This window comes from Delftia sp. K82 (assembly GCF_002193035.1).
GTDB lineage: Bacteria > Pseudomonadota > Gammaproteobacteria > Burkholderiales > Burkholderiaceae_C > Comamonas > Comamonas acidovorans.
The window spans coordinates 535,984-559,325 of the sequence record NZ_MYFL01000001.1 but is presented as its reverse complement, the minus strand read 5'-3'; the positions used below and the strand labels follow the sequence as shown (position 1 = coordinate 559,325).

The window sequence follows — 23,342 nt, the reverse complement described above, 5'->3', positions numbered from 1 at the left end:
GAACGGCTGAAACGGTGAATTGGCGAAGGAATTGGGGGCCGGTGCCTCGGCCTCAGGCCGTGCAGCGCCGCCCCTTTTCGTCAAAGAAATGCGTGGCCTCGCGCGTCCAGCACAGGCCCACGAGCTGGCCCGGCTGCAGGCCGCCGAGCTGGCTGCCAGCGGTGCGCACCATCAGTTGCTCGCTGCCCACGCGGCAGCGCAGCACCAGGTCGGCGCCCAGGTATTCGAGGCTTTCGATGTCGGCAGCGACCACGGGGCCGCTGCCCACATCGCCATGGAGCGACAGGCGCATGTCCTCGGGCCTGACGCCCAGCCAGCGCGCCTGGCCCGGCTGCTGCAGGCCGGCGGGCGCGGCGCTGGCATGGCTGCCCGCGATGTGCAGGCCGTCGAGGCGCGCGATGTTCATGGCCGGCGTGCCGATGAAGCGCGCCGCAAAGGTGGTGGCGGGCCGGCTGTAGATCTCCTGGGGCGCGGCGCACTGCTCCACGCGCCCCTGGCTGAGCAGCACCACCTGGTCGGCCATGCCCATGGCCTCGGCCTGGTCGTGCGTGACATAGACCACGGTCAGGCCCAGGCGCCGCTGCAGCTCGCGCAGCTCGGTGCGCATTTCCTGGCGCAGCTGGGCGTCGAGGTTGGACAGGGGCTCGTCCATCAGGCAGACCCGGGCCTGAGCCACCAGGGCGCGGCCCAGCGCCACGCGCTGCTGCTGGCCGCCCGACAATTGCCCGGGCCGGCGCGCCAGCAGCGCGTCCAGGCCCAGCAGCGCGGCGGCCTCGTCGATGCGCCGGCGCGCCTCGGCCGCCGGCACCTTGCGCACGGACAGGCCGAAGCCGATGTTCTGCGCCACCGTCAGGTGCGGGAACAGCGCGTAGTTCTGGAACACCATGGCAATGCCGCGCCGTGCGGGCGGCAGATGGGTGACGTCCTGCCCGTCGATTCGCACGCGGCCCGAGGTGGCGCTTTCCAGGCCCGCGATGATGCGCAGCGTGGTGGACTTACCGCAGCCCGAGGGACCGAGCAGCACGCAAAAGGATCCGGGTTCAATGCGCAGATCCAGCGCCTGCAGTGCCGTGGTGCCGCCCCAGGACTTGGCGACACCTTCCATCTCGATCAAGGACATCACGCCAGTCTAGGAAGGCTGTGTGACAGGCCCGTGTCGCGCCACCAGACTGGCGGCTCAGGCAGCTCAGGCAGCAGGGTGCCGTCTGTGCCAGTCCGTGGCCTGCTGGAACGCCCAGCCCGCGCGCACCAGCAGGTCTTCGCGGAAGTCGGGGGCCACGAACTGGAAGGCCACGGGCGCGCCCTCAGAAGTGCGTCCGCCGGGCAGCGTGATCGTGGGGCTGCCCGTGAGGTCGAACGGGCAGGTGTAGCGCAGCATGCCCGAGAACAGCTCGGCATCGGAGCCGAAATGCGCCATGCGTTGCAGCGTGGGGGCCGCAAAGGCCGTGGCGGGGACCAGCAGCAGATCCACCTGCGCGAAGAGTGCACGCACCCGGCCCGTGAAGTCCGCGCGGCGCAGCAGCAGCCGCTGGTAGTCGGTGGCGGACAGGCCCAGCCCCAGGTCGATCAACCCGGCGAGCCCGGGGCCATAGGCCTCGCGCCGTGCAGGGAACGTGGCGCCATGCGCCACGGCGGTCTCCACCGCGCACAGCGCCGGCCAGTCCTCCACCGCCTGGGTGGCATCGGGAAAGCGGACTTCCTGCACGCTGGCCCCCAGGCGCTGCGCCACCGCCAGGGCCTGCTCCACCGCCTGGCGGGAGGGGGCATCCACGCCGTCCAGTGCCCATTGCCGGTCCATGCCCAGGCGCAGGCCGGAGAATCCGCGCGTCATCATGGCCAGATAGTCGGGCACGCTGCACTGGCTGGCCGTAGGGTCCAGCGGGTCCGCCCCGGCGATGGCCGCGAGCATGGCTGCGGCATCGGCAGCACTGCGCGCCATCGGGCCTATGTGGTCCAGGGACGCGGCCAGTTCGAAGGCGCCGTGGCGGCTCACCCTGCCCCAGGTGGGCTTGAGCCCCGTGATGCCGTTGGCGGCCGATGGAAAGCGGATGGAGCCCCCGGTGTCCGTGCCCAGCGATCCGAAGCACAGCCCCGCCGCCGTGGCCACGCCCGAGCCGCTGGACGAGGCCCCGGGCCACAGCTGGGCGCCCCAGGGGTTGACGGGGGCAGTGATCTCGGGATGGTGGTCGGCGAAGGCGCCTTCGGTCTGCTGCAGCTTGCCCAGGATGACGGCGCCGGCCTCGCGCAGCCTGCGCACCACGGTGGCATCTTCCGTGGGGCGATGGTCGCGGTGCAGCGTCATTCCATGCGTGGTGGGGACGCCCCGGGTCCACAGCAGGTCCTTGAGCGCCAGCGGCACGCCGTGCAGCGCACCGCGGCGGCGGCCCTGCGCGATCTCGGCGTCGGCGCGGCGGGCGTCCTCCAGCGCCTGCTGCGCCATCACCGTCACGTAGCTGTGCAGCCGCGCGTCCACGGCCTCGATGCGCGCCAGCATGTGGCGGGTCACCTCTTCCGAGGAAATGCGGCGGGACTGGATCTCGCGCCCCACCTCCAGCAGTTCGAGATGGTGCAGTTCGCTGTCGTTCATGGCATGTCTCCCGGCGCCCGGCTCCGGGGCGCCACCGTTGTTGCACTGGAAAAGCCGCACGGGACGCACGGCAGATCCATGCTAGGGAGCCAGCAGCCCCGACGCTTGTTCGTGAGGGTCAGCGACCTTGCTCAGGCGGCCAGCAGGCTGCGGGGCGTGCAGCCGAACGCCTTGCGAAAGGCTCGGCTGAAGTGCGCCGCATCGGAGAATCCATGCGCGAAGGCCGCCTCGGTCACGCTGGAGCAGCGCCCCTGCATCAGGGCCTGGCGGCTGGCCTGCAGCCGCAGCTGCCATACCAGGCCCATGGGCGTCTGGTTGCGCCGCGCAAAGGCCCGCGTCACGGTACGCGGCGAGACGTTGTGCTGCTGCGCCAGCCATTGCAGCGAGAGCTCGGGCGAGCCCAGGTTGTCCTGGATAAACGCCTGGATGCGGCCGTGCAGGTCCCGTTCCGCGCGGGGCTGCACGGCCATTTCCTGCATCTCCAGCGCCAGGGCCAGCACGTCGAGCAGCGCCATGCCGAAGCGCTGCGCCAAGGCATCACCGTGCGGCGCAGGCGGCATGGCGATGGCCTCGCCGAGCATGGCCCGCAGCGGCGCCACGGCCGGGGCATGGCCATGCAGCGCCCGGCCCGCGTGCAAGGGTGCACGGGCAAAGCGATTCAACAATTCGCTGCGCGGAATGCGCATCAGCAGGATATCGCGGGGCGCCACCGAGAATTCGAAAGGCTGCGCAGCGTCATAAAGCACCAGATTGCCCGCACTCAGCCGGGCCACTTGCCCGCCCTGGCGCACCTCGGCCTGGCCCTGGAGCAGATAGCCCAGCCACAGCTCGTCGCGGGCATGCAGGCGCAGGTGGGCTGCGTTGCGCACCCAGCGGTGGCTGGGTGCCGACATGGCACTGATCTCCAGCAGTCCCAGGGAGCGCACGGACAGCGTGGCCCCGAAGCCGCCGGGACCTGCACCATCCCCCTGCGCGCGGTGGCTGTCGGCCGGGATGCAGTGGCGGCAGACCACCTCGTGCCAGTAGTCGAAACGATGGCGTGGCTCCTGCGAATGGGTAGAGTATTCGAGCTGCATGGCAGCGCCCAGTATCCGCAGGCGGCCGCCGGCTGGCACCCCGGTGTTTACCCAAAGGCCCGGGGTGCCGAGACGGCGGCACTGCGCAGCACGGCTCAGCTGTGGCCCGGAGCCCGGTTCAGCAGATGCGTGCGCTGGTCGGCGCTCAGCGACAGGTAGCGCTCGTAGTGGCGCAGGATGTCGGCGATGACTTCCTCGCTGCGCAGGTACTGGATGTCGTGGCCCAGGCGACCGTCCTCGAAGAAGGTGATGGGCTCGTAGACATGGCGGCGCTCCTGCTCGCTGGCCGCCTCGCTCACCAGGAAGGTGGGCACCGTGCGGCGCGTGGCGCGCACGCCGTAGACGAAGTCGCGCAGCGAGGGATCGGGCACGGTCAGGCGCACGGCGCCCTCGCCGTCCAGGTCCTCGGTGACCACGGCCTGCACGCCGCGCCTTTGCATCTCGGCGGCCACCTCGTTCATGGCCGGCAGCACCACGCCGGCCAGGAACCTGCGCACGTCGGCGCGCGAGGGCTGGTGCACGATCTGCTCCAGGCGCTTGCGCCAGTGCTGGCCGCTCCAGAAGCTGGTGGCCGGAGCCAGGTCGGGCGAGAAGTGCGCGCGGTCGGCCTGCAGCCCGCGCCACAGCCCGTAGCACAGCGCCAGCATGATGACGGCCACCGGCAGGGCCGCCACCAGGGTCATGGCCTGCAGCGCCTTGAGGCCGCCGGCCAGCATCAGCACCATGGCCGTCACGCCCAGCACGGCAGCCCAGAACAGCCGCTGCCAGACCGGCGAACGCGCATGGCCGCGCGAGGCGATGTTGTCCACCACGAAGGCCCCGGAGTCCGCCGAGGTGACGAAGAACACCGCGATAAGCACGATGGTGAGCCAGGCCACGGGCTTGAACCAGGGCAGGTACTCGAAGAAGCGGAACAGCAGCGCATCCACGTTCGAGGCCGTCTGCCCCAACGCGCCCATGGCCACGTGGGTGTCTATCCAGATGGCGCTGTTGCCGAAGGCCGTCATCCACAGCAGGTTGAAGGCCGTGGGCACCAGCAGCACGCCGGTCACGAACTGGCGGATGGTGCGCCCGCGCGAGATGCGCGCGATGAACATGCCCACGAAGGGCGACCAGGAGATCCACCAGGCCCAGTAGAGGATGGTCCAGCCGCCGAACCAGCCTTCCTGGCTGGGCGGCTCGTAGGCGAAGGTGCGGAACGACAGCTGCACCAGGCCAGACACGTAGTTGCCGATGTTCTCGCTCAGCGCCTCGAACAGGAAGACCGTGGGCCCGGCCACGATGACGAAGGCCAGCAGGATGAAGGCCAGCACGAGATTGAACTCGCTCAGGCGGCGCACGCCCTTGTCCAGGCCCGAGACGGCCGACAGCCCGGCCAGGCCGACCACGATGACGATGACCGAGATGCGGAACAGCGCCGTGGAGGTGTCCCATCCCGTCACCGTATGCAGGCCGGCGGCCAGCTGCAGCGCGCCATAGCCCAGCGTGGTGGCGATACCCGCGATGGTGCCCACCAGCGCGAAGGCATCCACGCTGTGGCCGATGGGGCCGTTGATGCGCTTGCCCAGCAGCGGGTACAGGCCCGAGCGCATGGTCAGCGGCAGGTTGTAGCGAAAGCCGAAATAGGCCAGCACCAGGCCCATGGTCCCGTAGACGGCCCAGGCATGAAAGCCCCAGTGGAAGAAGGTGGACTGCAGCGCCTCGCGCGCGGCAGCCGGCGTGGAAGGCACGGCCGTGGGCGGCTTGAGGAAATGCTGCAGCGGCTCGCCCACGCCGAAGTACATCAGGCCGATGCCCATGCCGGCGGCGAACAGCATGGCGGTCCAGGAGATGAAGCTGAACTCGGGCTCCGCATCATCGGGACCCAGGCGGATATCACCGAAACGGCTGGACGCGACGAAGATCAGAAAGACAAGGAACAGCGTGACCGAGACGGCATAGAACCAGTCCATGTGCCCCACCACCCAGGCCTGGGCGCTGGAGAACAGCCGGTCGGCGCTGTCGGGCATGAGGCCGCAGTACAGCAGCAGCAGGCCCAGCACCAGCAGGGAAGGAATGACGACGGGGCCGGAGAACGTGATGCGCGGTGCAGGCTCGGCAGGCGATGGCGTGGCCGCCTGCGGTGCATCCGGTGGCGGAGCCACTGGTGGCGCGGGTGGCGCCGGTCGGGGATCGGTGGTCGTGTCTGGCATATACCCTCTCTCTTGTGATCAATGGTGTGCCCGGGAACCGATTCGCAATGGTGGCGGCCCTGCCCTTGTGGGGCGGGCCGCGTTCCCTGCTCGGGGGATGTCCGCCGGGCAAAGGCCGCAAGTATGCAAGGGCGGCGTGGAAGCAGGCGTCGGACGCCAACGCCAAAGGCTTCCGATTTGCTGACTTCAGGGCCGACGCCCCAGCACGCTGCTCCAGCGCGCCAGCGCAGCCAGTACGGAGGGCCAGAACACGGTATTGGCAATGTCGTGCAGGCTGGCGCCCCAGCGCCAATACCCCAGGCTCGCGATATCGTCGCACATGTCCAGCAGCTCGCCCGTCATGGCCACCGCCAGGGCCGCCAGGAGGGGCGTCCAGCTCCCCAGGGGTCTGCGCAGCACGGCGCAGGCGGCCAGTGCCACCGTCAGGCCCACGTAGATATGCAAGGCGTCCTTGGACAGCCCCGAGGCACCCACGACGGCCATTTTGATGGCCTGGACAGCCGACGGCTCCATCCGCAGCTTTCAGCCAGCCAGCTTGGCCACCACAGCCGGGGCGATGACGCGGTGCGCCGGCGTCACGCCCAGCATGTAGATGCGGCCCAGCGCGTTGTGCACATGGACCACGGTGGACATGGCGGCGGTGAAGGTGCCGGACGGCGCGCCCTCAGGGCCGGGCAGCCGCATGAGGGAGACCTGCACGTCCAGATGCCTGTCGCTGTCGCCCAGCACCACTTCGCTGTCGCTCAGGGCATGGACACGGAAGATGCCGGCGCGGTCGCCCACGCGGTAGCTCGATGGCTGGCGCTGCGCATCGACGCCGCTGAGCGTGCCCAGATCCTTGATGCCGAAGGGCGCCACCACGCGGTTGCGCAGGCGCATCAGAAAGTCGATCCAGCCCGGCGTGCGGCCCATGCAGCGCAGGTACAGCGCCATGGGGCTGCTGCCGTCGTCCGGCAATTGCAGCTGGTAGCTGTCGTGGAAATAGGCGGTCTTGAGGCGGTCCTGCAGGGCGCTGCCTGCGGGAACCGGGGAGAGGATGACTTGTGCCATGGAGCGGAGGGTGATGAAAAAAGGGGGCGGTCCTGCAGCCATCATAGGCCGCAGGGCCGCCCCCTTGTCAGGGCGCCATCAACGCTGCATCAGCGCTTGTCGCTCACCTTGATGCGGGCGTTGGGAACCTCGCCGAACATCTCGGGCGCATACAGCGCCTCCACCCGCGTGGGCGGCAGCGCGAAGTCGCCGGCGTTGTTCAGCCGCACGGTGTACTCCACGCGCGTATTGCCCTTGGGCAGGTACTGGTAGTAGGCGCGGTAGGCCTCGAAGCTGCGCTCTTCATAAGCCAGCCAGCCCGCGCCTTCCGCGCGCTCGCCGCCCGAGGCGATCTCCGAGTCGCGCCCCAGGCCGCCGCCCAGGATGGTGGCGCCCGTGGGCACGGGGTCGGTGATGGCCACCCAGGTCATGTCGGTGCGGGCCTGCACCTCCAGCGTGACGCGCAGCACGTCGCCGCGCGAGTACTGGCCTGCGGGCAGGCTCTTGTCGGCCTGCTCCACGGGCTTGACCGTGCGCGTGACGGTGTAGCCGGCGCTGAACGGCGCCTTCAGCTGCACGGCCGCCACAGACTGCAGCGTGAGCCAGGGCTTGCCGGTGCCCTGCTGGGTCACCGTCAGCTGGCCCTTGCGGGCATCACCCACCGCGCTCCAGGGCAGGAACATGGTGTTGTTGCGCAGGCCGCCGACCACCGTGGTCGCGCCGAAGCTGGACGCCTGGTGCGCCGCGCCCTCGGTGTCGCTGGCGCGCATGCGCGTGACCTGGCTCCACTCCACGCGGGCCTGGGACGCGCCCAAAGCCGCCTGGGTGGCCCCCGTCACGGGCGTGGCCTCGAACTGCTGCGAGAAGCGCTGCAGTGCCAGCGCGCCCCACAGGTTGGCCGTGGTCGTGCCCCAGGCGCCGTTGCTCTGGCGCGAGATGAAGCCATTGGCCAGGCGCGGCAGCTCTTCCTTCCACGTCGGGTCGTCCATGTTGACCAGCATCAGGCGGGCCAGGTTGACCTCGGGGCCCTGCATCAGCCACCACCACTGGTCGTCCTGCTCGTTGCTGAAGGCCACGCGCGTGCCCTGGTAGCTCAGGCGGGCGCGCAGGATCTGCTGGGCCTGGGCCAGCTGCTGTTCGCGCTGGGGCAGCTCGCGCATGTGCTTGAGCAGGGCCACCCAGTCGATGACGGCATGCGTGGGCCAGTCATTGGGCGCGATGGTGATGCTGTCGAGCATGCGCGGATTGGCGCGGCCCGTCAGCGCCAGCGCCTGGATGGCGGCCAGCTTGCGCATGTCCAGATCCTTGCGCGGGCTCCAGAAGCTGCGCTGGATGCGGCCTTCGACGAAGGCGATCAGACCGTTTTCCATGCGCTCGCGCTCGGCCGCCGGCAGCACGAAGCGCTTGTCCACGCCCTGCGCCAGTGCCGAGAGGTTGAGCAGGTGGGCCGTCAGCGTATCGCTGCCGCGGGCCGCACGGCCCGACCCGTCGCCTGCCAGCGGGAAGTAGCTGGCCAGGCCGTCGCCGTCCAGGTAGCTGGGCAGCTGGCCCATCGTGGACTGCCACAGCGTGGCGTCGCTCATGCCCACGGCCTTGCTGGTGACCTGCTCCAGGCAGCTGTAGGGATAGCGCGCCCACCAGTCGCGCACGCCGGGCAGGCCTTCGGCCAGCCTGGGCGCCAGCGACATGCGCAGGCCGCCCCGGCCGGACAGTGCATCGGCCGGCAGCTGCACGGGCAGGTTGATGCTGCCATCGACCTGCATCAGCGTGCCCTGCTGCACCGTCAGCGGCACGGCCGGGATGATGCGCTGGCTGACCTTCAGCCTGTCGCTGGCCGGCTTGTCACCGCCTGCGGTGTCGCGGGCCTCGATCTCCCAGATCAGCGCCTCGGCGCGGGTCTGGCCCAGCTGGGCCGGGGCCGTGACGTTCCAGGCGACCTCGCGCGCCTCGCCCGCGGGAATCTCCACGGTCTGCGCTGCCAGCTCCAGCAGCGTGGCACGCGGCGTGACCTGCACCTTCATGGCCTTGGCCGAGGTGTTGCGCAGCGTGACCATGGCACGGAACTGGTCCTCCTCGCGCACCAGCGGCGGCAGGCCGCTGATGATCTGCAGGTCCTGGGCCGTGCGGATGGGCGCCTGGCCCGTGCCGAACATCGACACGCCATGGTCGGCCACCGCCACCACCTGGAAGGTGGTCAGCGAGTCGTTGAGCGGCACGCTGACCTGGGCCTTGCCCTGGGCATCGAGCACCACGCTCGGATTCCACAGCAGCAGCGTCTCGAACAGCTCGCGCGTCTGGCTGCGGCCACCGCCGCCGCCAGCGGCCACGGCCTTGCGGCCGTAGTGGCGCCTGCCGATCACCTCCATCTGCGCGGTCGAGGTCTGCACGCCCCACTCGCGGCGGCGCAGCATGGCGTCGGCCAGCTGCCAGCTGGTGTTGGGCATGAGCTCCAGCAGGGCCTGGTCCACGACCGCCAGCGCCACCTCGGCGCCAGCGGCGGGCTTGCCGTCGGGCAGCGTGGCGCTGATGGTGACCTTGGCGGTGCCGCGCACCTGGTAGCTGGCCTGGTCGGCCGTGACCTTGACGTCGATGCGGTGGGCCTTGGTGCCCACGCGGATCTCGGCCATGCCCAGGCGGTAGGCGGGCTTGGACAGGTCGACCAGGGCCGTGGGCGCGATGTATTCCTTGCCCTCGTGCCAGAAGGCGTTCCACCACTCGCGCGGCGCCTTGAAGCCCCAGGTGAAGAAGCTGTACCAGGGCACCTCCCGCAGTCGCCCGCGCAGGGCCAGCACGCTCACGTAGACGTTGGGGCCCCAGTCGGGCTGGACCTTCAGCTCCACGGTGGGGTTCTGGCCATTGAGCTGCATGACCTGGGTGCTGACGATGCCTTCGCGTTCCACGGCGACCAGGGCCGTCGCATAGCGGAAGGGCATGCGCACCTGGAAGCGCGCGGTCTCGCCGGGCTCGTAGCTGCGCTTTTCGGGCAGCACGTCCATGCGGTCATGGTCCTCGCCGCCGAACCACAGTTCGCCCTGGCGCGTGACCCAGACGCTGGAGGCGGCCTGGGCGGGCCGGCCGTCCTTGTCGGAGGCGGTGACGATCAGCTCCACCTCGCCGGGCTGCGACAGCTGGGCCTCGCACTGCACCATGCCCTGGGCATCGCTGTTGCCCGTGCACACCGTGCCCATGGACTTGAGCGTGGTCTGGTTGTCGTAGCTGTAAAAGCCCCCCACCAGGCGCTTGCGGCTGCTGGTGGTGACGCGGGAGATGGCCTCCACCTTGACCGGCACGCCGGCCTGGGGCTTGCCGTCCACGCCCAGCGCCAGCGCCTGGAACTGGAGCTTGCGGCCCGTGGTGATCCAGCTTTCGGCGCGCACGCCGGCCACGATGGCCGCGGGCCACAGCATCTGCGTGCTGCGCAGGGTCTGCACCTCGCCGTTGGGATCGGCATAGGTGGCCTCGATCAGCAGCTCGCGCGGCTCGCGCAGCTTGGGCAGATTCTCGATCTTCAGCTTGCCCAGTCCTTCACGGTCCAGCGTCACGGGCAGCTTGTCGGCCACCACCTTGCTTTCCTGGGAGGCCGTGGCCTCCTCGTCATCGCTCTGGCCCGTGTCCTGGGCGCTGCGCGGTGCCGAGAAGCTGAAGCCCTGCCAGTCGCTGCGATCCATCCAGGTGGAACGCACCAGGGCGGACACGCGCACCGGCAGGTTGGCGGCCGGGCCGCCGGAGACGTAGTTCACCTGCACCTGCACCGGCAGGCTGGAGACGCCGACCAGGGCCTGCTTGCCTTCGGGACCCACACGGCCTTCGAGCACGGGCAGACGGAATTCCTCGACACGGAAACTGCCCGTGCCGAAGCGGTTGTTGCGCCCGCGCGAGCCGTTGCCATCGCCGCGCAGCTCCACGGAATACGAGCCGAGCTTGGCGCCCTTGGGCACTGAGAAGCTGTTTTCCGCACTCAGGCCGCCGGTGCCCGTGGAACGCCACTGCAGCGGCTGCGTGTACTGCTGGCCGCTGCCTTCATGGGTGATGACCAGTTGCGTGGGCCGCTGCTCGGGCAGCGCAAAGCCGCCCTGCCCCTGGCCGATGCCGGTCTGGGTGCGCATCAGGTGCTTCATGGACACGGTCTCGCCGGCGCGCAGCAGCGTGCGGTCGAAGATGGTGTGGGCCACCTCGTCGCGCTGGGCGCTGCGGCTGGTGGGCACGTTGAAGCGCCAGGACTCGATGCCGCGCTGCCAGTCGCTCCAGGTGAAGGCCAGCTCCTGCTGGCCGTCCTTGCCCTGGGCGCGTGCGCTGACGAAGTAGGCCGGCGAGCGGTAGCCGACACCGCCCGTGCACTGGGGCGGCTCGGGCGACAGGCCTTCCAGGCGGGCCACGCCGCTGGCGTCGGTGGTGGCCGAGGTCAGCACCTTGCCATTGCAGTCGGAGACCTGGATCTTGGCATTGGCCACGGCCTGGCCCTTGTCCAGCGTGGTCACCCAGGCGGCCGCGTTCTCGCGGCCGAGCTTGAAGTGCACGGACAGGTTGGTCACCAGGGCCGAGGTGCGCACATACATGCTGCGCGCCGAGCCGTAGCGCTCATCGAGCAGCGACTGGCCCAGCAGCGGCGAGGCGATCTCGACCACGTGAAAGCCCGGCGTGAGCGGAATGCCCACCACCTCGAAGGGGCGCGGATCGCCCTTGACGGGCTTGGGCAGCTCCAGCGTCTTGACGTCGCCCTGGCCGGCCAGCAGCGACAGCATGCGCGTCTGCACATAGTCGCGGTTTTCGTTGTCGATCACGGGCGGCAGCGGGCCCTTGATGTCGCGCGAGGCGCGCTTGCGGTCCATGTCGGAGGACTCGTAGTCCGCCACACGGCGCATCCAGGCAATGATCTCGGCATCGCTGCCGGGCTGCTTGGTGCTCACGCGGCTGGCCTCCAGGGACTTGGTGGCCAGCTCGGACTCCACATTGCGCAGCGTCACGGGCAGCAGGGCCGGGCCGTCCGGGCCTTCGGCATAGCGCTCGACGATGCCGAAGGGCGAGGCCGCGAACTTGGCCAGCGGTGGCAGCGCGCCCGTGGCCACCTGCAGCGGGAACATGTCGCCATTGCTCAGGCTGCGGCCTGCCGCGTCCTTGAACTGCGGAGGCAGCTCCACCGTATAGCGCGCCTGGGCCTGCATGGTGGCCGGGAAGCTCAGGTTCTGCACCAGCGAATCCTCGCTGAGCTTTTCGCCGTATTCACCGTCGATCACGGGCGCCACCTTGGAGGCGCCGCTGCTCAGGCGAATGCCCTCGGCCAGCTTGCGCGGCACGGGTGCGTTGAAGCTCAGGCGCATGGGGCGGATCGGCAGGCAGGCGGCCTGGGCGTTCTCGCGCTCGCAACTGAACTCGGCCGCGAAGGGCTCGCGCACGCGGTACTCGAAGCGCTTGTCCTGGCGGCTGGCCACGCCATTGGGCGTGGCGATGCCGGCACCGAAGACCAGCTTCATGGTCGTGCCCGCCGTCAGCCGGCGGTTGCAGGCCAGCGTGGCGTACTGCAGCGGGTTCTTGGCGGCGGCCTTGTCCCAGCCGCGGTGCTTGAGCAGCTCGTCGCGCTCCTTGCCTTCGATCAGGCGCACGGGTATGCGCTCGCCCACGCCTTCGGCCGTGCACCACATGTGCTGCTGCAGGCTTTGCACGGTGGCCGGGCCCGACAGGCGCAGCGCGAAGTACTGCTCCTCGTCGATCTGTTCATAGGTGTCGGGCGCCATGTCCAGCACGGCCGGGCCGCCGGTCTGGAACTGGTAGCTGGCAGCGCCCGTCACGGCCGTGCCCGCAGGCGACTTGTAGCCGGCCACCATCTGGGCCGTGCAGCGCACGCCTGGCGGCAGGGCCTGCTTGAAGTCGAACACCCATTCGCGGTCGCTGTTCCAGCGGCCCGTGCCCTGGGTGGCCGCCGCATCGCTGCAGCTGAGCGTGACCGGCGCGGCCGCCTTGGGGTCGCCAAAGCGCACGGCCGTGCCATCGAACTGCACCACCACCTGCTCGACCTTGGCCACCTCTCCCTGCGGGCTGAACTGGCGCACGCCCACGGCCTGCGCCGTCAGCGCCGCCGATCCCAGCAGCAGGCCCAAACCCCACCGGCCCCAGGGCCGGCTGTGCGCCGGAGCCCCCTGCAACCCACTGATCGCTTTCGTGCGAAGCACCCCCATGGCAATCCCTTCTGTCGGGCTCAGATGGCCCGCTGTTTTCTTGGAATGAGCAGGCTTTCAGCACTGCGATGCGAACTGTCCGCATGACACGCTGCAAATGAAAAACCCTGCGCTGCAGGCAGGGCTCGGCGGCAAGGGCTGGAACAAGGCGCAGGCCTGTCGCCCGCATGCACCGAATGCAGGGCCGCATCCGCTGCGGCTGAAAACCACTGCGCGGGATGATACCGGCCCGCATCCGCTGCAGGCCCTGCTGCGGGTGCCCGGAACCGGGTCTGCGGTGTATCCATCTGTAAGACATCGGCGCATCAACACGTCATATCCGTGCAATCACAGGGCTCACCTCCCACCACAGGCCCCGTCAGACTACATACAGCGTGCTGCCTATACTGCGCGGATACAACACAGGGAGAGAGTCCGTCCATGAAGCCGAACCACGTTGCCGTGCCTCAGCCGTTCTGGCACCGGATCAACCAGTTCTTCGCCTTTCCGTTGCAGTCACAGCCGCTGGGCTATGCGCTGCTGCTGTCGCTGGGCAGCCTGCTGTTCAAGGCGCTGTTCTTCCTGCCCGCACCCCTGGCCATCGGGCTGGTGCAGATCGGTATCCTGCTGGCCGCAAGCCGCTATGGTTTCAAGGTGGCAGCGCTGGGTTCGCAGGGCATATCGCGCGCTGCGGACTATCCTCGCCACCTGGACCCGGACTGGACCCATCTGCCCTGGAAGCTGTTCGCCATTTTGGTGGTGCACGGCATCATCGTCGGCTGGTGTGCGCGGGTGAGCCTGGGCATGGCGCAGCTGGCCCTGCTGCTGCTGTCCTTTTTGCTGCCGGCCAGCATCATCGTGCTGGTGCAGACGACGGGCTTTTTCTCCGCACTCAATCCGCTGCTGATCCTGGACACGGTGCGCATCATCGGCAAGCCCTATGCGCTGCTGTGCTTTTTTCTGTTCCTGTTGAGCAGCGGTGCGCAGATCGCCATGTCGCTGCTGCTGCCGCTGTTCAGCGGGCTGATCCTGCTGCCGCTGTTCAACTTCGCCATGATCTATTTCGGCTGGGTCATGGCCAGCCTGCTGGGCTATGTGATGTACCAGCACCATGAGGCGCTGGGCATCGACGCCGTGCCCCAGGCAGACAGCGGGCCCGACGGGGCGCCTGCGCGCACGCCCGAACAGATCGCCCGCCAGCAGCTGGACGAGGACGTGGCCGAGCACGTGGCCGCTGGCGACCTGGCCGCCGCGCTGGGCCTGGCCTACGAGGACCAGCGCACCCACCCCGACGACACGCATGCCCAGCGCCGCTACCACCGCTTGCTGCTGCTGTCGGACAAGACGGCCACGCTGCTGGACCACGGCCGGCGCTTCATCGCCCTGCTGCTGCGCCAGGGCCAGACCGCCGAGGCGCTCAAGGTGTTCCAGGCCTGCCGCGCCAAGGAAGCGAGCTTTGCGCTGGACGATGCCGACCAGACACTGGCCCTGGCGCGCAGCACCTGGCGCGCGGGCGATGCTCAGGCGACGCTGACCCTGATCTCGGGCTTCGACAAACGCTTCAAGGGCCATGCCGCCGTGCCCCATGCCTATGAACTGGCGGCGCGCCTGATGCTGCAGGGCTTCGGGCGCCGGGACATGGCCCAGGGCATCCTGGCCACGCTGCAGGCGCGCCATCCCGACAGCGAGGCCACGCAGGAGGTGCGGTGGCTGCTGCGTGACCCGGAACCGGAACAGGGACCAGACCCGCGCCCGGCCCCGCACTGATCACGCCGTGGCCTGGGACCGGGCCTGCCCGTCGAGCAACAGCCGGGTCACGGCCTCATCGGGCGCCCAGCGCTGCAGTTGTGGCAGCCAGGCGCGGGCGCGCTGTGCCAGCCCCTGCTGCAGCAGGCCGTTGACCAGCAGGCACAGCGTCTCGCCCAGGCCCGGCTGGCCGGGTGCTGCCTGCAGCAGCGCGTGGCACAGCTTCTCGGCATCGTCGAACGCACGGGCACGCGTGAAGCGGCGCACCAGCCTGGCCATGTCCTCGGGCGCGATCCTGGCGCCTGGGCGGGCCAGGTCCAGGTAGATGCGGTAGCTGTCGTGCTGCCAGGCCAGCGTGGCGGCATCACGGGCCGGCAGCCTGAAGATGCGCCGGGCCGCCCGGTGGAAGTCCTCGCTGGCAGGCGCATAGCGGGCTGCGGCAAACCAGGCGCGCAGCACCTCGGTGTCGGCAGGCCGCAGCTGGGCGGCGGCGCGCCAGGCGCGCAGGGCGCCCTCCATGTCCAGCGCCTGGCCCAGGCGTCGCGCGTTGGCGACATGTGCGTCGAAGCCATCGTCCGGCGCCGAATGGCGGCCAGCCAACGCCGCCCGTGGCTTGCGGCGCAGATACAGGGCCATCAGGGTCGCTCCTGTGAGCAGGCCGCCCAGGTGGGCCATGTAGCCTGCGCTCTGGCCACTGAAAAAATGCTGCAGCACTTCATTGGCGATCCAGGCTGGCAGCAGGATCAAGGCGGGCGCAGTGACGTAGTTGAAATAAAAAAACAGCTGATAGAAGAAACGGACACGCCGCAGCCGGTACATGACGGCGTACATGCCCATCAGGGCCGCCACGGCGCCCGAGGCGCCCAAGCCGTAACTGCCTGTGCCTGCATAGGCCCAGCCCGAAAGCACCGAGCCACCCACGGCGCCCAGCAGATAAAACAACAGATAGGTGCCGCGCCCCAGCATCAACTCGACCGAGAAGCCGAACATGAAGAGAAACAGCATATTGCCCACCAGGTGGCTGGTGTCGACATGCAGGAACGCTGCGGTGATCCAGGTCACCGGGCGCATCGGCGCGTCCAGCGCATAGTTTTTGGCCCAGCGCGTGGTGAAAGGTTCCGGCTGCAACGCCTCGTAGCGGCTACGGTCGGTCTGCCAACGCTCGTGCAGGGGATCGCTTGCGGGCACGATCTGCCCGCTGCGCAGCAGCGCCAGGAATTTCGGCTCCCGCTCCATGCGCTGCAACAGCGGCTCGACCAGGCCCCTCTTCTGCAGCGCCTTCGCCTGCTTGGCAATGGGCGAATCCGTGCGCTCCAGCCAGTCCACGAAGCGCGGCAACTCGATGCCCGGCAGCGCGCTGGCGGCATAGAACTGCGCCGCCGCCTGCTGGGCACGCTCCTCGGAACGCTGCGGCCCGAAGAACACCAGCACGTTCACGAGGATGATCAGCAGCGTCATCCACGGCGGATTGCTCCAGCGGGGCCGGTCCTCCAGCGGAATCGCGTAGAACATGCGGGACCGCTGGACGCGCGCTTACTGCGGCTGGAAGCCGCTGGTCTGGATGATGCGTTTCCAGACCTGGGTATAGGCCTGCTCGCGCTCGGCCAGTTGCGCGGGCGGCATGTGGCCCACGGTCAGGCCCAGGGCGGTGAGCTGCTCGTGCACATCGGGCTGCTTGAGCACGGTGGCCACGGCGGCGGAGAAGCGGTCGATGAAGGCCTGGGGCGTGCCGCGCGGCGCGTAGATGCCGTAGTAGGGCGTGTCCTCGAAGCCCTTGACGCCCTGCTCGGCCAGCGTGGGCACTTCGGGCATGGTGGCCTGGCGGCGCGTGCCCAGCACGCCGATCACGCGCAGCTTGCCGGCCTTGTGGTTTTCCATGAAGTCCTGCACCGAGGCGATGCCGGCCGGGATCTGGTTGCCCAGCATGTCGGCCAGCATGGGCGCGCTGCCCCGGTAGGGCGCGGCCACCAGGTCCAGCCTGTAGTGCTCGCCCAGCAGCCTGACCAGGAATTCCGGCGTGGACGCGGGCGCGGGAATGCCGATGCTGCCGCGCTTTGCGCCCTGGCGCACCCACTCCACATACTCGGCAAGGTTGCGCGCCGGCGTGTTGGCGGAGACCGCCAGCGCGTTCACGAAGGTGGCAAAGCCGGCCACGGGAACGAAATCATGGCCAGGGTCGAAACCCGGCTTCTTCACCACCTGGGGCAGGATGGAGATGGTGTGGTCGTGCGTGAGGAACAGGGTATGACTATCGGCCGCAGCCGCCTTGAGCTGCTGCGCCGCGATCTGCCCGCCCGCGCCGGGGCGGTTGTCCACCAGCACCGTGGTGCCCAGCACGTCCTTGAGCCGGTCGGCCAGCAGGCGTGCGATGGCATCCGTGCCGCCGCCCGGCGGAAAGCCCACCAGGATGCGGATGGCCTGCCCGGGCTGTGCCCAGGCCAGCGGAGCCAGGGCCGACGAGGCGGCAACGGCAGTCACTGCGCCGGCGGCGCGCAGCGCCCCGGTCAGCAGTTGGCGGCGGGAGGATGTCATGGCGTGGCTCCGGCGAACGGGGGGATCAGCCCAGGCGTGCGTTCAGACGTGCATTCAAGCGCGCCTGATGGCCTGCGAGCTGCTTGCGCACCTGGGCCGGCGCCGTGCCGCCCAGGGTGTTGCGCGCATTGAGCGAGCCTTCCAGGCTGAGCGCCTCGAAGACGTCAGCCTCGATGCCGGGGTTGAAGGCCTGCAGTTCGGCCAGCGGCAGCTCGGTCAGGTCCACGCCCTTTTGCGAGGCCAGCTTGACGGCATGGGCCACGGTCTCGTGCGCATCGCGGAAGGGCAGGCCCTTCTTGACCAGGTAGTCGGCCAGGTCGGTGGCAGTGGCGTAGCCCTTGAGCGCGGCGGCGCGCATGGCTTCGGCGTTGACGGTGATGCCGCCCTTCTTGCCGCCCGTGGCCGGGTCGGCTTGGCCGCCGATCATCTCGGCGAAGATGCGCAGCGTGTCCTTCAGGGTGTCCACCGTGTCGAACAGCGGCTCCTTGTCTTCCTGGTTGTCCTTGTTGTAAGCCAGGGGCTGGCCCTTCATCAGGGTGATCAGGCCCATCAGGTGGCCGACCACGCGGCCGGTCTTGCCGCGTGCCAGCTCGGGCACGTCGGGGTTCTTCTTCTGCGGCATGATCGACGAGCCCGTGGTGAAGCGGTCGGCGATGCGGATGAAGCCGAAGTTCTGGCTCATCCAGATGATCAGCTCTTCGGACAGGCGGCTCACGTGCACCATGCACAGGCTGGCGGCCGAGGTGAATTCGATGGCGAAGTCGCGGTCGCTGACGCCGTCCAGCGAGTTCTGGCAGACGCCTTCCATGCCCAGGGTGCGGGCCACGCGCTCGCGGTCCAGCGGGTAGGTGGTGCCGGCCAGGGCGGCGCTGCCCAGCGGCAGCACGTTGACGCGGCGGCGCAGGTCCAGCATGCGCTCGGCGTCGCGCTTGAACATTTCCACATAGGCCAGCAGGTGGTGGGCAAAGCTCACGGGCTGGGCCACCTGCAGGTGGGTGAAGCCGGGCAGGATCACGTCCACGTTCTTCTCGGCCACTTCGACCAGGGACAGCTGCAGCTCGCCGAGCAGGCCTTCGATCAGGTCGATCTCGCCGCGCAGCCACAGGCGCACGTCGGTGGCCACCTGGTCGTTGCGGCTGCGGCCCGTGTGCAGGCGCTTGCCGGCATCGCCGACCAGCTGGGTCAGGCGGGCCTCGATGTTCAGGTGCACGTCTTCCAGGTCGAGCTTCCACTCGAACTGGCCGGACTCGATTTCCTGCGTGATCTGCGCCATGCCCTTGCGGATGGACTCGTGGTCGGCGGCGGCGATGATGCCCTGGGCCGCCAGCATCTCGGCATGCGCCAGGCTGCCCGTGATGTCGGCCTGCCACAGGCGCTTGTCGAAGAACACGCTGGAGGTATAACGCTTGACCAGATCGCTCATCGGCTCTTCAAAGAGAGCGGACCAGGCCTGGGCCTTGGTGTCGAGCTGGTTGTGCGAGGCGGACGTTGGTTGATTGGCAGACATGTGAGGACGCGATCTTCGATTAGGCGGTGCAGGCGGCGGGCGGCACGCCCCCGCGCGGGCAGGAAGCGAAGATTCTATCGACCTGGGCGGCGCCACGCCCGTGCAGGGGCCTGCATGGGCGGTGTGACCGCTGTGCAGGCCCGCCCGGCATGACCATAATCCGGGCATGCGGCGCGAACCCCACCCGCCGAAACACTACCTGCCGCCCCTTGCCGACCCAGCCGACCCCCACCACCGCCCCGCCGCCACTGCCTGCGGCGCTGGTCTTCGACGCCTGCAACGTCGGCGTGGTACTGCGCGCCGTGCTCTTCGTGCAGGCCGTGGCGGCCACGGCTGCGATGTTCGGTGCCGACTCGCTGCTGCAGTGGCTGGAGAACATGGCCCTGCTGACCGGCGCCAGCCTGCCCGGCACCCTGGTCTGGCTGGTGGCGGCCTGCCTGCTCAAGCATCCGCTGCAGCGCCTGCCGTCCACCGGGCAGTACGCAGCCGGCGTGCTGCTGGGCATGGCGGCCGGGCTGTATGCCTGCGCCATGCTGCAACTGGCCGGCAGCACCAGCGCCCCCTGGCTGGCCAGCGCCATGTCCGGCGGACTGCTGGCGGCCCTGCTGGTGGCCGCCCTGGTGCTGCGCGCACGCGGCCACACCCCCGCCGACACGCAGGCGCGGCTGGCCGAGCTGCAGTCGCGCATACGACCGCATTTCCTGTTCAACACGCTCAACAGCGCCATCGCCCTGGTGCGTGCCGAGCCCGCCAAGGCCGAGGCCCTGCTGGAAGACCTCAGCGACCTTTTCCGCTACGCACTGGCCGAGCCGCACAGCACGACCACGCTGGCCGAGGAGATCGAGCTGGCCCAGCGCTACCTGGCCATCGAGCAGGTGCGCTTCGGCGAACGGCTGCAGGTGCGCTGGCAACTGGACCCTGCCGCCCACGGCGCCCTGCTGCCGCCGCTGCTGCTGCAGCCGCTGGTGGAAAACGCCATACGCCATGGCGTGGAGCCCAGCGCACGCGGCGGCAAGCTGCAGGTGCGCACCGAGCGCCGTGGCGATCTGGTGGAGGTGCGCATCACCAACACCCTGCCCACCGAGATCGATTCCGCCAGCGCAGCTGGCACGCGCGGCAACGGCATTGCGCTGGCCAATGTGCGCGCCCGGCTGTCGCTGCTGCACGACCTGCAGGCCCACCTCACGGCGCGCACGCTCAAGGGCCATTTCGTGGTGCGTATCAGCCTGCCGCTGGCTGCGCCTGCCAGCCACCCCACGAAGGCCGTATCGAAGAAGAAGGACCATGCACATCCTGATCGTTGACGACGAAGCCCTGGCCCGCGCACGACTGCGCACCCTGCTGGCCGATGTGGAAGCCTGCACGGGCACCGGCCCGCACCAGGTCAGTGAAGCGGCAGACGCGCGCCAGGCCATGGCCGTGCTGCAGGCGCCGGGCCCGCGCGCCGTGGAACTGGCGCTGCTGGACATCCACATGCCGGGCCAGGACGGCCTGGCCCTGGCGCACGCACTGCGCCGCCTGCCGCTGCCGCCTGCCGTGGTCTTCGTCACCGCCCATGCCGGCCATGCGGTCGAGGCCTTCGACCTGGACGCCGCCGACTACCTGACCAAGCCCGTGCGCCGCGAGCGCCTGCAGCAGGCCCTGGCCAAGGCCGCACGCACGGCGGTGCACCAGACGGCAGAGCGCGACAGCGGCCCCGTGCTGCTGATACAGGACCGAGGCACCACCGTGCGCCTGCCCCTGTCCGAAGTGCTCTACCTCAAGGCCGAACAGAAGTACGTGACCGTGCGCACCGTGGGCCGCAGCTACATCCTCGACGGCGCCCTGGCCGACCTGGAAACCCGCCACGCCGACCACCTGCTGCGCGTGCACCGCAACGCGCTGGTGGCCCGCAGCGCCCTGCGCGCCCTGGAACGCCACGACGACCCCACCGAAGGCGAAGGCTGGGCCCTGCGCCTGCACGGCATCCCCGAACTGCTCATGGTCTCCCGCCGCCAGCTCCCCCAGGTCCGCGCCGCCATCCGCGACGAAGGACAGCCCGGCTGAGGCGCAGGGCTCAAGGAGCCCGGCCCAAGACAGCCCCCCGCGTCAGAAAGCACGCCCGCAACACAAGCATGACCCAACGCGAGGGACACCGAGCAAGGGCCTATGCCGGCCGCGCCGCCCCGCAGCGAGGGTGTCGTCCCCCTCGGGGGGAAGGCGCGCAGCGCCTCAGGGGGCTACATTTTTCTAGACAAATCCCACATCGCATCCACCAGCAGATCGACGTCCCGCGCGTCATGCCACAGGTGCGTGGAGACGCGCACGCCGTAGTGGTCTGCCGCCGCGCCGATCACGGGGAAGTTGGAGTTGCGGATCACAAAGCCCTGCGGATAGTCGCTGAGCATGCGCGCCACGAAGGTCGATGACTTGGTCCCGTTCATCACGTCGTCCTTGTTCTGGAACGGGTTGAAGCAGGTCAGCGCCGACAGCAGCTTGGGATCGTCCTTGGGCGAGTACAGCGAGTCCACGCCCCAGCGCTCGACGATCTTCTCCTTGAGGTAGGACGACAGCGTCAGGTCATAAGTCTCGATCTTCTTGCGGCCGATGCTGTCCCACTGCGCGCAGGCCTGGGCCAGCGCCATGAACATGGGCGTGTGCACGCTGCCGCAGGATGTGACCGAGGCGGCGATGTCGTAGGTCTCCTTGGCCGTGGTCGTGCGCTCCAGCGCCGGGTAGGCGCTGGTGTGCACCGGGTACCACTTGGGCAGGGGCAGCGGGTTGGAGGCGCGCATCTTGTTGCGGATGATGAGGATGCCCGTCGAGCCCGGGCCGCACTGCCACTTGTGACCCGCGCCCGACATGAAGTCCATGCCCAGCTCCGCATAGTTGTAGGCCATCATGCCCGGCAGGTGGGCGCCGTCCACGATGCTGATCAGGCCATGCGCCTTGACCACGCCCATCAGGTCGGCAATGGGCAGCATGGTGCCGGTCTTGTAGGTGGGCGAGGACCACATCATGGCGCGCACGCGCTTGCCCTGTGCCTTGAGCGCGCGGATGCGCTCGTCGAACAGGTTCACATAGGTGGCCGCCGTCTGGTTGTTGCCCACGGGCAGCGCAATGCGCGAGACCTCGATGCCGTAGCGGTCCTGGGCGATCTTCAGGGGTGTGTCGCCGCCGCCGTGCTCGTGGTTGGTGGTGACCACCACGTCGCCGCGCTGCCAGTCGATGCCCAGGATGGCATGGCACATGCCCGAGGAGGTATTGGCCGAGAAGGCCAGTTCGTCGGCATCCACGCCAAAGCCCGGCGCCACCTGCTTGCGCAGGTCCAGCAGGTTGCTGTAGCCGTTGCCCGAGTCGGCGGCCTTCTTGCGGTTTTCGGTATCGAACACATCGAGCACCAGCTTGGGCATGGAGCCGGCCGTGCCGATGTTCATGTAGGTCTTCTCGGGCTTGAGGATGAACATGCTCTGCACGTCGGTCCAGAAGGCTTCGTCGCGCATGAGCTGCTCGCGCAGCGCGGCGGCCGAGGTCTGGGCGTTGCCGCTGCCGCAGGCGGCCAGCAGCGGGCCCAGCGTGGCGGCGCCGGTGCCGTAGCCCAGCATGCGCAGGAAGTCGCGGCGCTTGGAAGTCCAGCGCGCGGGATAGCCGGATTCGCCGGCGGCCGCAGTGGCGGTCAGGGATGTGGCCTGCTCGGCCGCGATCTGGGGGTGTCGTGCGTTCATGCGGTCCTCCTGTCGTTGCGCAAGCGGTCAGCGGCGGCCGACGATGGCCGAGATTTCGATCTTCACATCGCGTGGCAGGCGCGCCACCTCCACCGTGGCCCGAGCTGGGGCGCCGGTCTTGAAGTACTCGCCATAGACCTTGTTCATGGCGGCGAACTCGTTGAGGTCCTTCATGAAGACCGAGGTCGAGAGCACATCCTCATAGCCCAGTCCCTGGGACTTGAGCTTGGCGCCGATGTGGTCGAGCACGGCGCGCGTCTGCTCTTCGATGGTGGCGCCCTGGATGGCCGTGCCCTGTGCGTTCAGCGGCAGCACGCCCGAGAAGTAGATGGTGTTGCCATGCGCCACCATCTGCGAGTACGGGCCGATGGCCGGGTAGATCTGCGTGGTGGACAGCACCTCGCGCTTGTTGGGCGCAGCGCAACCCACCAGCGCCGCCGCCGTCACCGCCACCCCGCATGCCAGCGCCATGCGCCCCAGGTTCGTTCGAATATCCATGGTATTGCCCTTCTCAAACAAAAATACAAGCTGCCACTGCCGTGCCACGCATTACTGCATTGGCGTTATGGAAACACTTTGTCACCATTAACCCAGTCCTCAGAGGCGACCTGAATCATCGATACAAAATGATTCGAATTCGTGATTTCACGGAGAAATTCTAGGCAGGGATCTGGAGCATTCGATAATGAATTTTCCCCTACGCACCACTATGCACACGGACCCACGCAGTGCTACGCAGCCCTTCAACATTCTTTGAAAACAACGGTTTGGCACGGAATCTGCTCAACAACAAGCAGCACATCAGGCATCAGAGGGA

Annotated in this window: 15 protein-coding genes; 3 read left to right on the top strand and 12 right to left on the bottom strand. The window is 69.0% G+C overall.

Annotated features, from left to right (window positions below):
• Positions 1-52: 52 nt before the first annotated feature.
• The 7 genes from KDK82_RS02430 to KDK82_RS02400 form a co-directional block, all read right to left on the bottom strand.
• Entirely contained in the window at positions 53-1,120 is a 1,068-nt protein-coding gene (locus tag KDK82_RS02430) for an ABC transporter ATP-binding protein (RefSeq protein WP_088163952.1), read from the bottom strand.
• Between the two features lie 66 nt (positions 1,121-1,186).
• Positions 1,187-2,587, bottom strand: coding sequence for an amidase (locus KDK82_RS02425; RefSeq protein ID WP_088163951.1), 1,401 nt, complete (start codon positions 2,585-2,587; stop codon positions 1,187-1,189).
• Positions 2,588-2,718: 131 nt separating this feature from the next.
• Positions 2,719-3,663, bottom strand: coding sequence for a helix-turn-helix domain-containing protein (locus tag KDK82_RS02420; protein WP_088165416.1), 945 nt, complete (start codon positions 3,661-3,663; stop codon positions 2,719-2,721).
• Between the two features lie 95 nt (positions 3,664-3,758).
• Positions 3,759-5,855 (bottom strand): BCCT family transporter, encoded by a 2,097-nt coding sequence (locus tag KDK82_RS02415; RefSeq protein WP_088163950.1) that lies wholly within the window; start codon positions 5,853-5,855, stop codon positions 3,759-3,761.
• A 186-nt stretch (positions 5,856-6,041) separates the two neighbouring features.
• Positions 6,042-6,338 (bottom strand): hypothetical protein, encoded by a 297-nt coding sequence (locus tag KDK82_RS02410; protein WP_088165415.1) that lies wholly within the window; start codon positions 6,336-6,338, stop codon positions 6,042-6,044.
• Between the two features lie 39 nt (positions 6,339-6,377).
• Positions 6,378-6,905: a DUF2867 domain-containing protein gene (locus tag KDK82_RS02405; protein ID WP_088163949.1), complete on the bottom strand. Its 528-nt coding sequence runs from the start codon at positions 6,903-6,905 to the stop codon at positions 6,378-6,380.
• An 89-nt stretch (positions 6,906-6,994) separates the two neighbouring features.
• Positions 6,995-13,057, bottom strand: coding sequence for an alpha-2-macroglobulin (locus KDK82_RS02400; protein WP_088163948.1), 6,063 nt, complete (start codon positions 13,055-13,057; stop codon positions 6,995-6,997).
• Between the two features lie 420 nt (positions 13,058-13,477).
• Here KDK82_RS02400 and KDK82_RS02395 point away from each other — a divergent pair, with 420 nt between their 5' ends.
• Positions 13,478-14,803, top strand: a complete 1,326-nt coding sequence (locus KDK82_RS02395) for a tol-pal system YbgF family protein (protein ID WP_088163947.1) — start codon at positions 13,478-13,480, stop codon at positions 14,801-14,803.
• Here KDK82_RS02395 and KDK82_RS02390 read toward each other — a convergent pair whose 3' ends face one another.
• Genes KDK82_RS02390 through argH form a run of 3 tightly spaced genes read right to left on the bottom strand, consistent with a single transcriptional unit; the run spans position 14,804 to position 18,821 of the window.
• Positions 14,804-16,294, bottom strand: coding sequence for a rhomboid family intramembrane serine protease (locus KDK82_RS02390; RefSeq protein ID WP_088163946.1), 1,491 nt, complete (start codon positions 16,292-16,294; stop codon positions 14,804-14,806).
• 21 nt (positions 16,295-16,315) lie between these two features.
• A complete protein-coding gene (locus KDK82_RS02385) occupies positions 16,316-17,314 on the bottom strand; it encodes a Bug family tripartite tricarboxylate transporter substrate binding protein (RefSeq protein WP_088163945.1) in 999 nt (332 codons plus the stop codon).
• Between the two features lie 25 nt (positions 17,315-17,339).
• Positions 17,340-18,821, bottom strand: coding sequence for an argininosuccinate lyase (gene argH, locus KDK82_RS02380; protein WP_012207114.1), 1,482 nt, complete (start codon positions 18,819-18,821; stop codon positions 17,340-17,342).
• 149 nt (positions 18,822-18,970) lie between these two features.
• On the opposite strand from argH, the gene KDK82_RS02375 reads away from it, so the two are divergent.
• Together KDK82_RS02375 and KDK82_RS02370 are read left to right on the top strand one after the other, a co-directional pair.
• Positions 18,971-20,125 (top strand): sensor histidine kinase, encoded by a 1,155-nt coding sequence (locus KDK82_RS02375; RefSeq protein WP_088163944.1) that lies wholly within the window; start codon positions 18,971-18,973, stop codon positions 20,123-20,125.
• The gene (locus KDK82_RS02370; protein ID WP_012207116.1) at positions 20,106-20,867 is read left to right on the top strand and encodes a LytTR family DNA-binding domain-containing protein; all 762 of its coding nucleotides are present in this window, start codon (positions 20,106-20,108) and stop codon (positions 20,865-20,867) included. The genes KDK82_RS02375 and KDK82_RS02370 overlap by 20 nt, the downstream gene beginning before the upstream one ends.
• A gap of 173 nt (positions 20,868-21,040) precedes the next feature.
• On the opposite strand, the gene KDK82_RS02365 is transcribed toward KDK82_RS02370, so the two are convergent.
• Together KDK82_RS02365 and KDK82_RS02360 are read right to left on the bottom strand one after the other, a co-directional pair.
• Positions 21,041-22,525 carry an aminotransferase class V-fold PLP-dependent enzyme gene (locus tag KDK82_RS02365; RefSeq protein ID WP_088163943.1) on the bottom strand — a complete coding sequence of 495 codons (1,485 nt, stop codon included), beginning with the start codon at positions 22,523-22,525 and terminating at the stop codon, positions 21,041-21,043.
• Between the two features lie 27 nt (positions 22,526-22,552).
• On the bottom strand, positions 22,553-23,023 hold the full coding sequence (locus KDK82_RS02360; protein ID WP_012207118.1) for a Rid family detoxifying hydrolase: 471 nt from the start codon (positions 23,021-23,023) through the stop codon (positions 22,553-22,555).
• Positions 23,024-23,342: the final 319 nt, after the last annotated feature.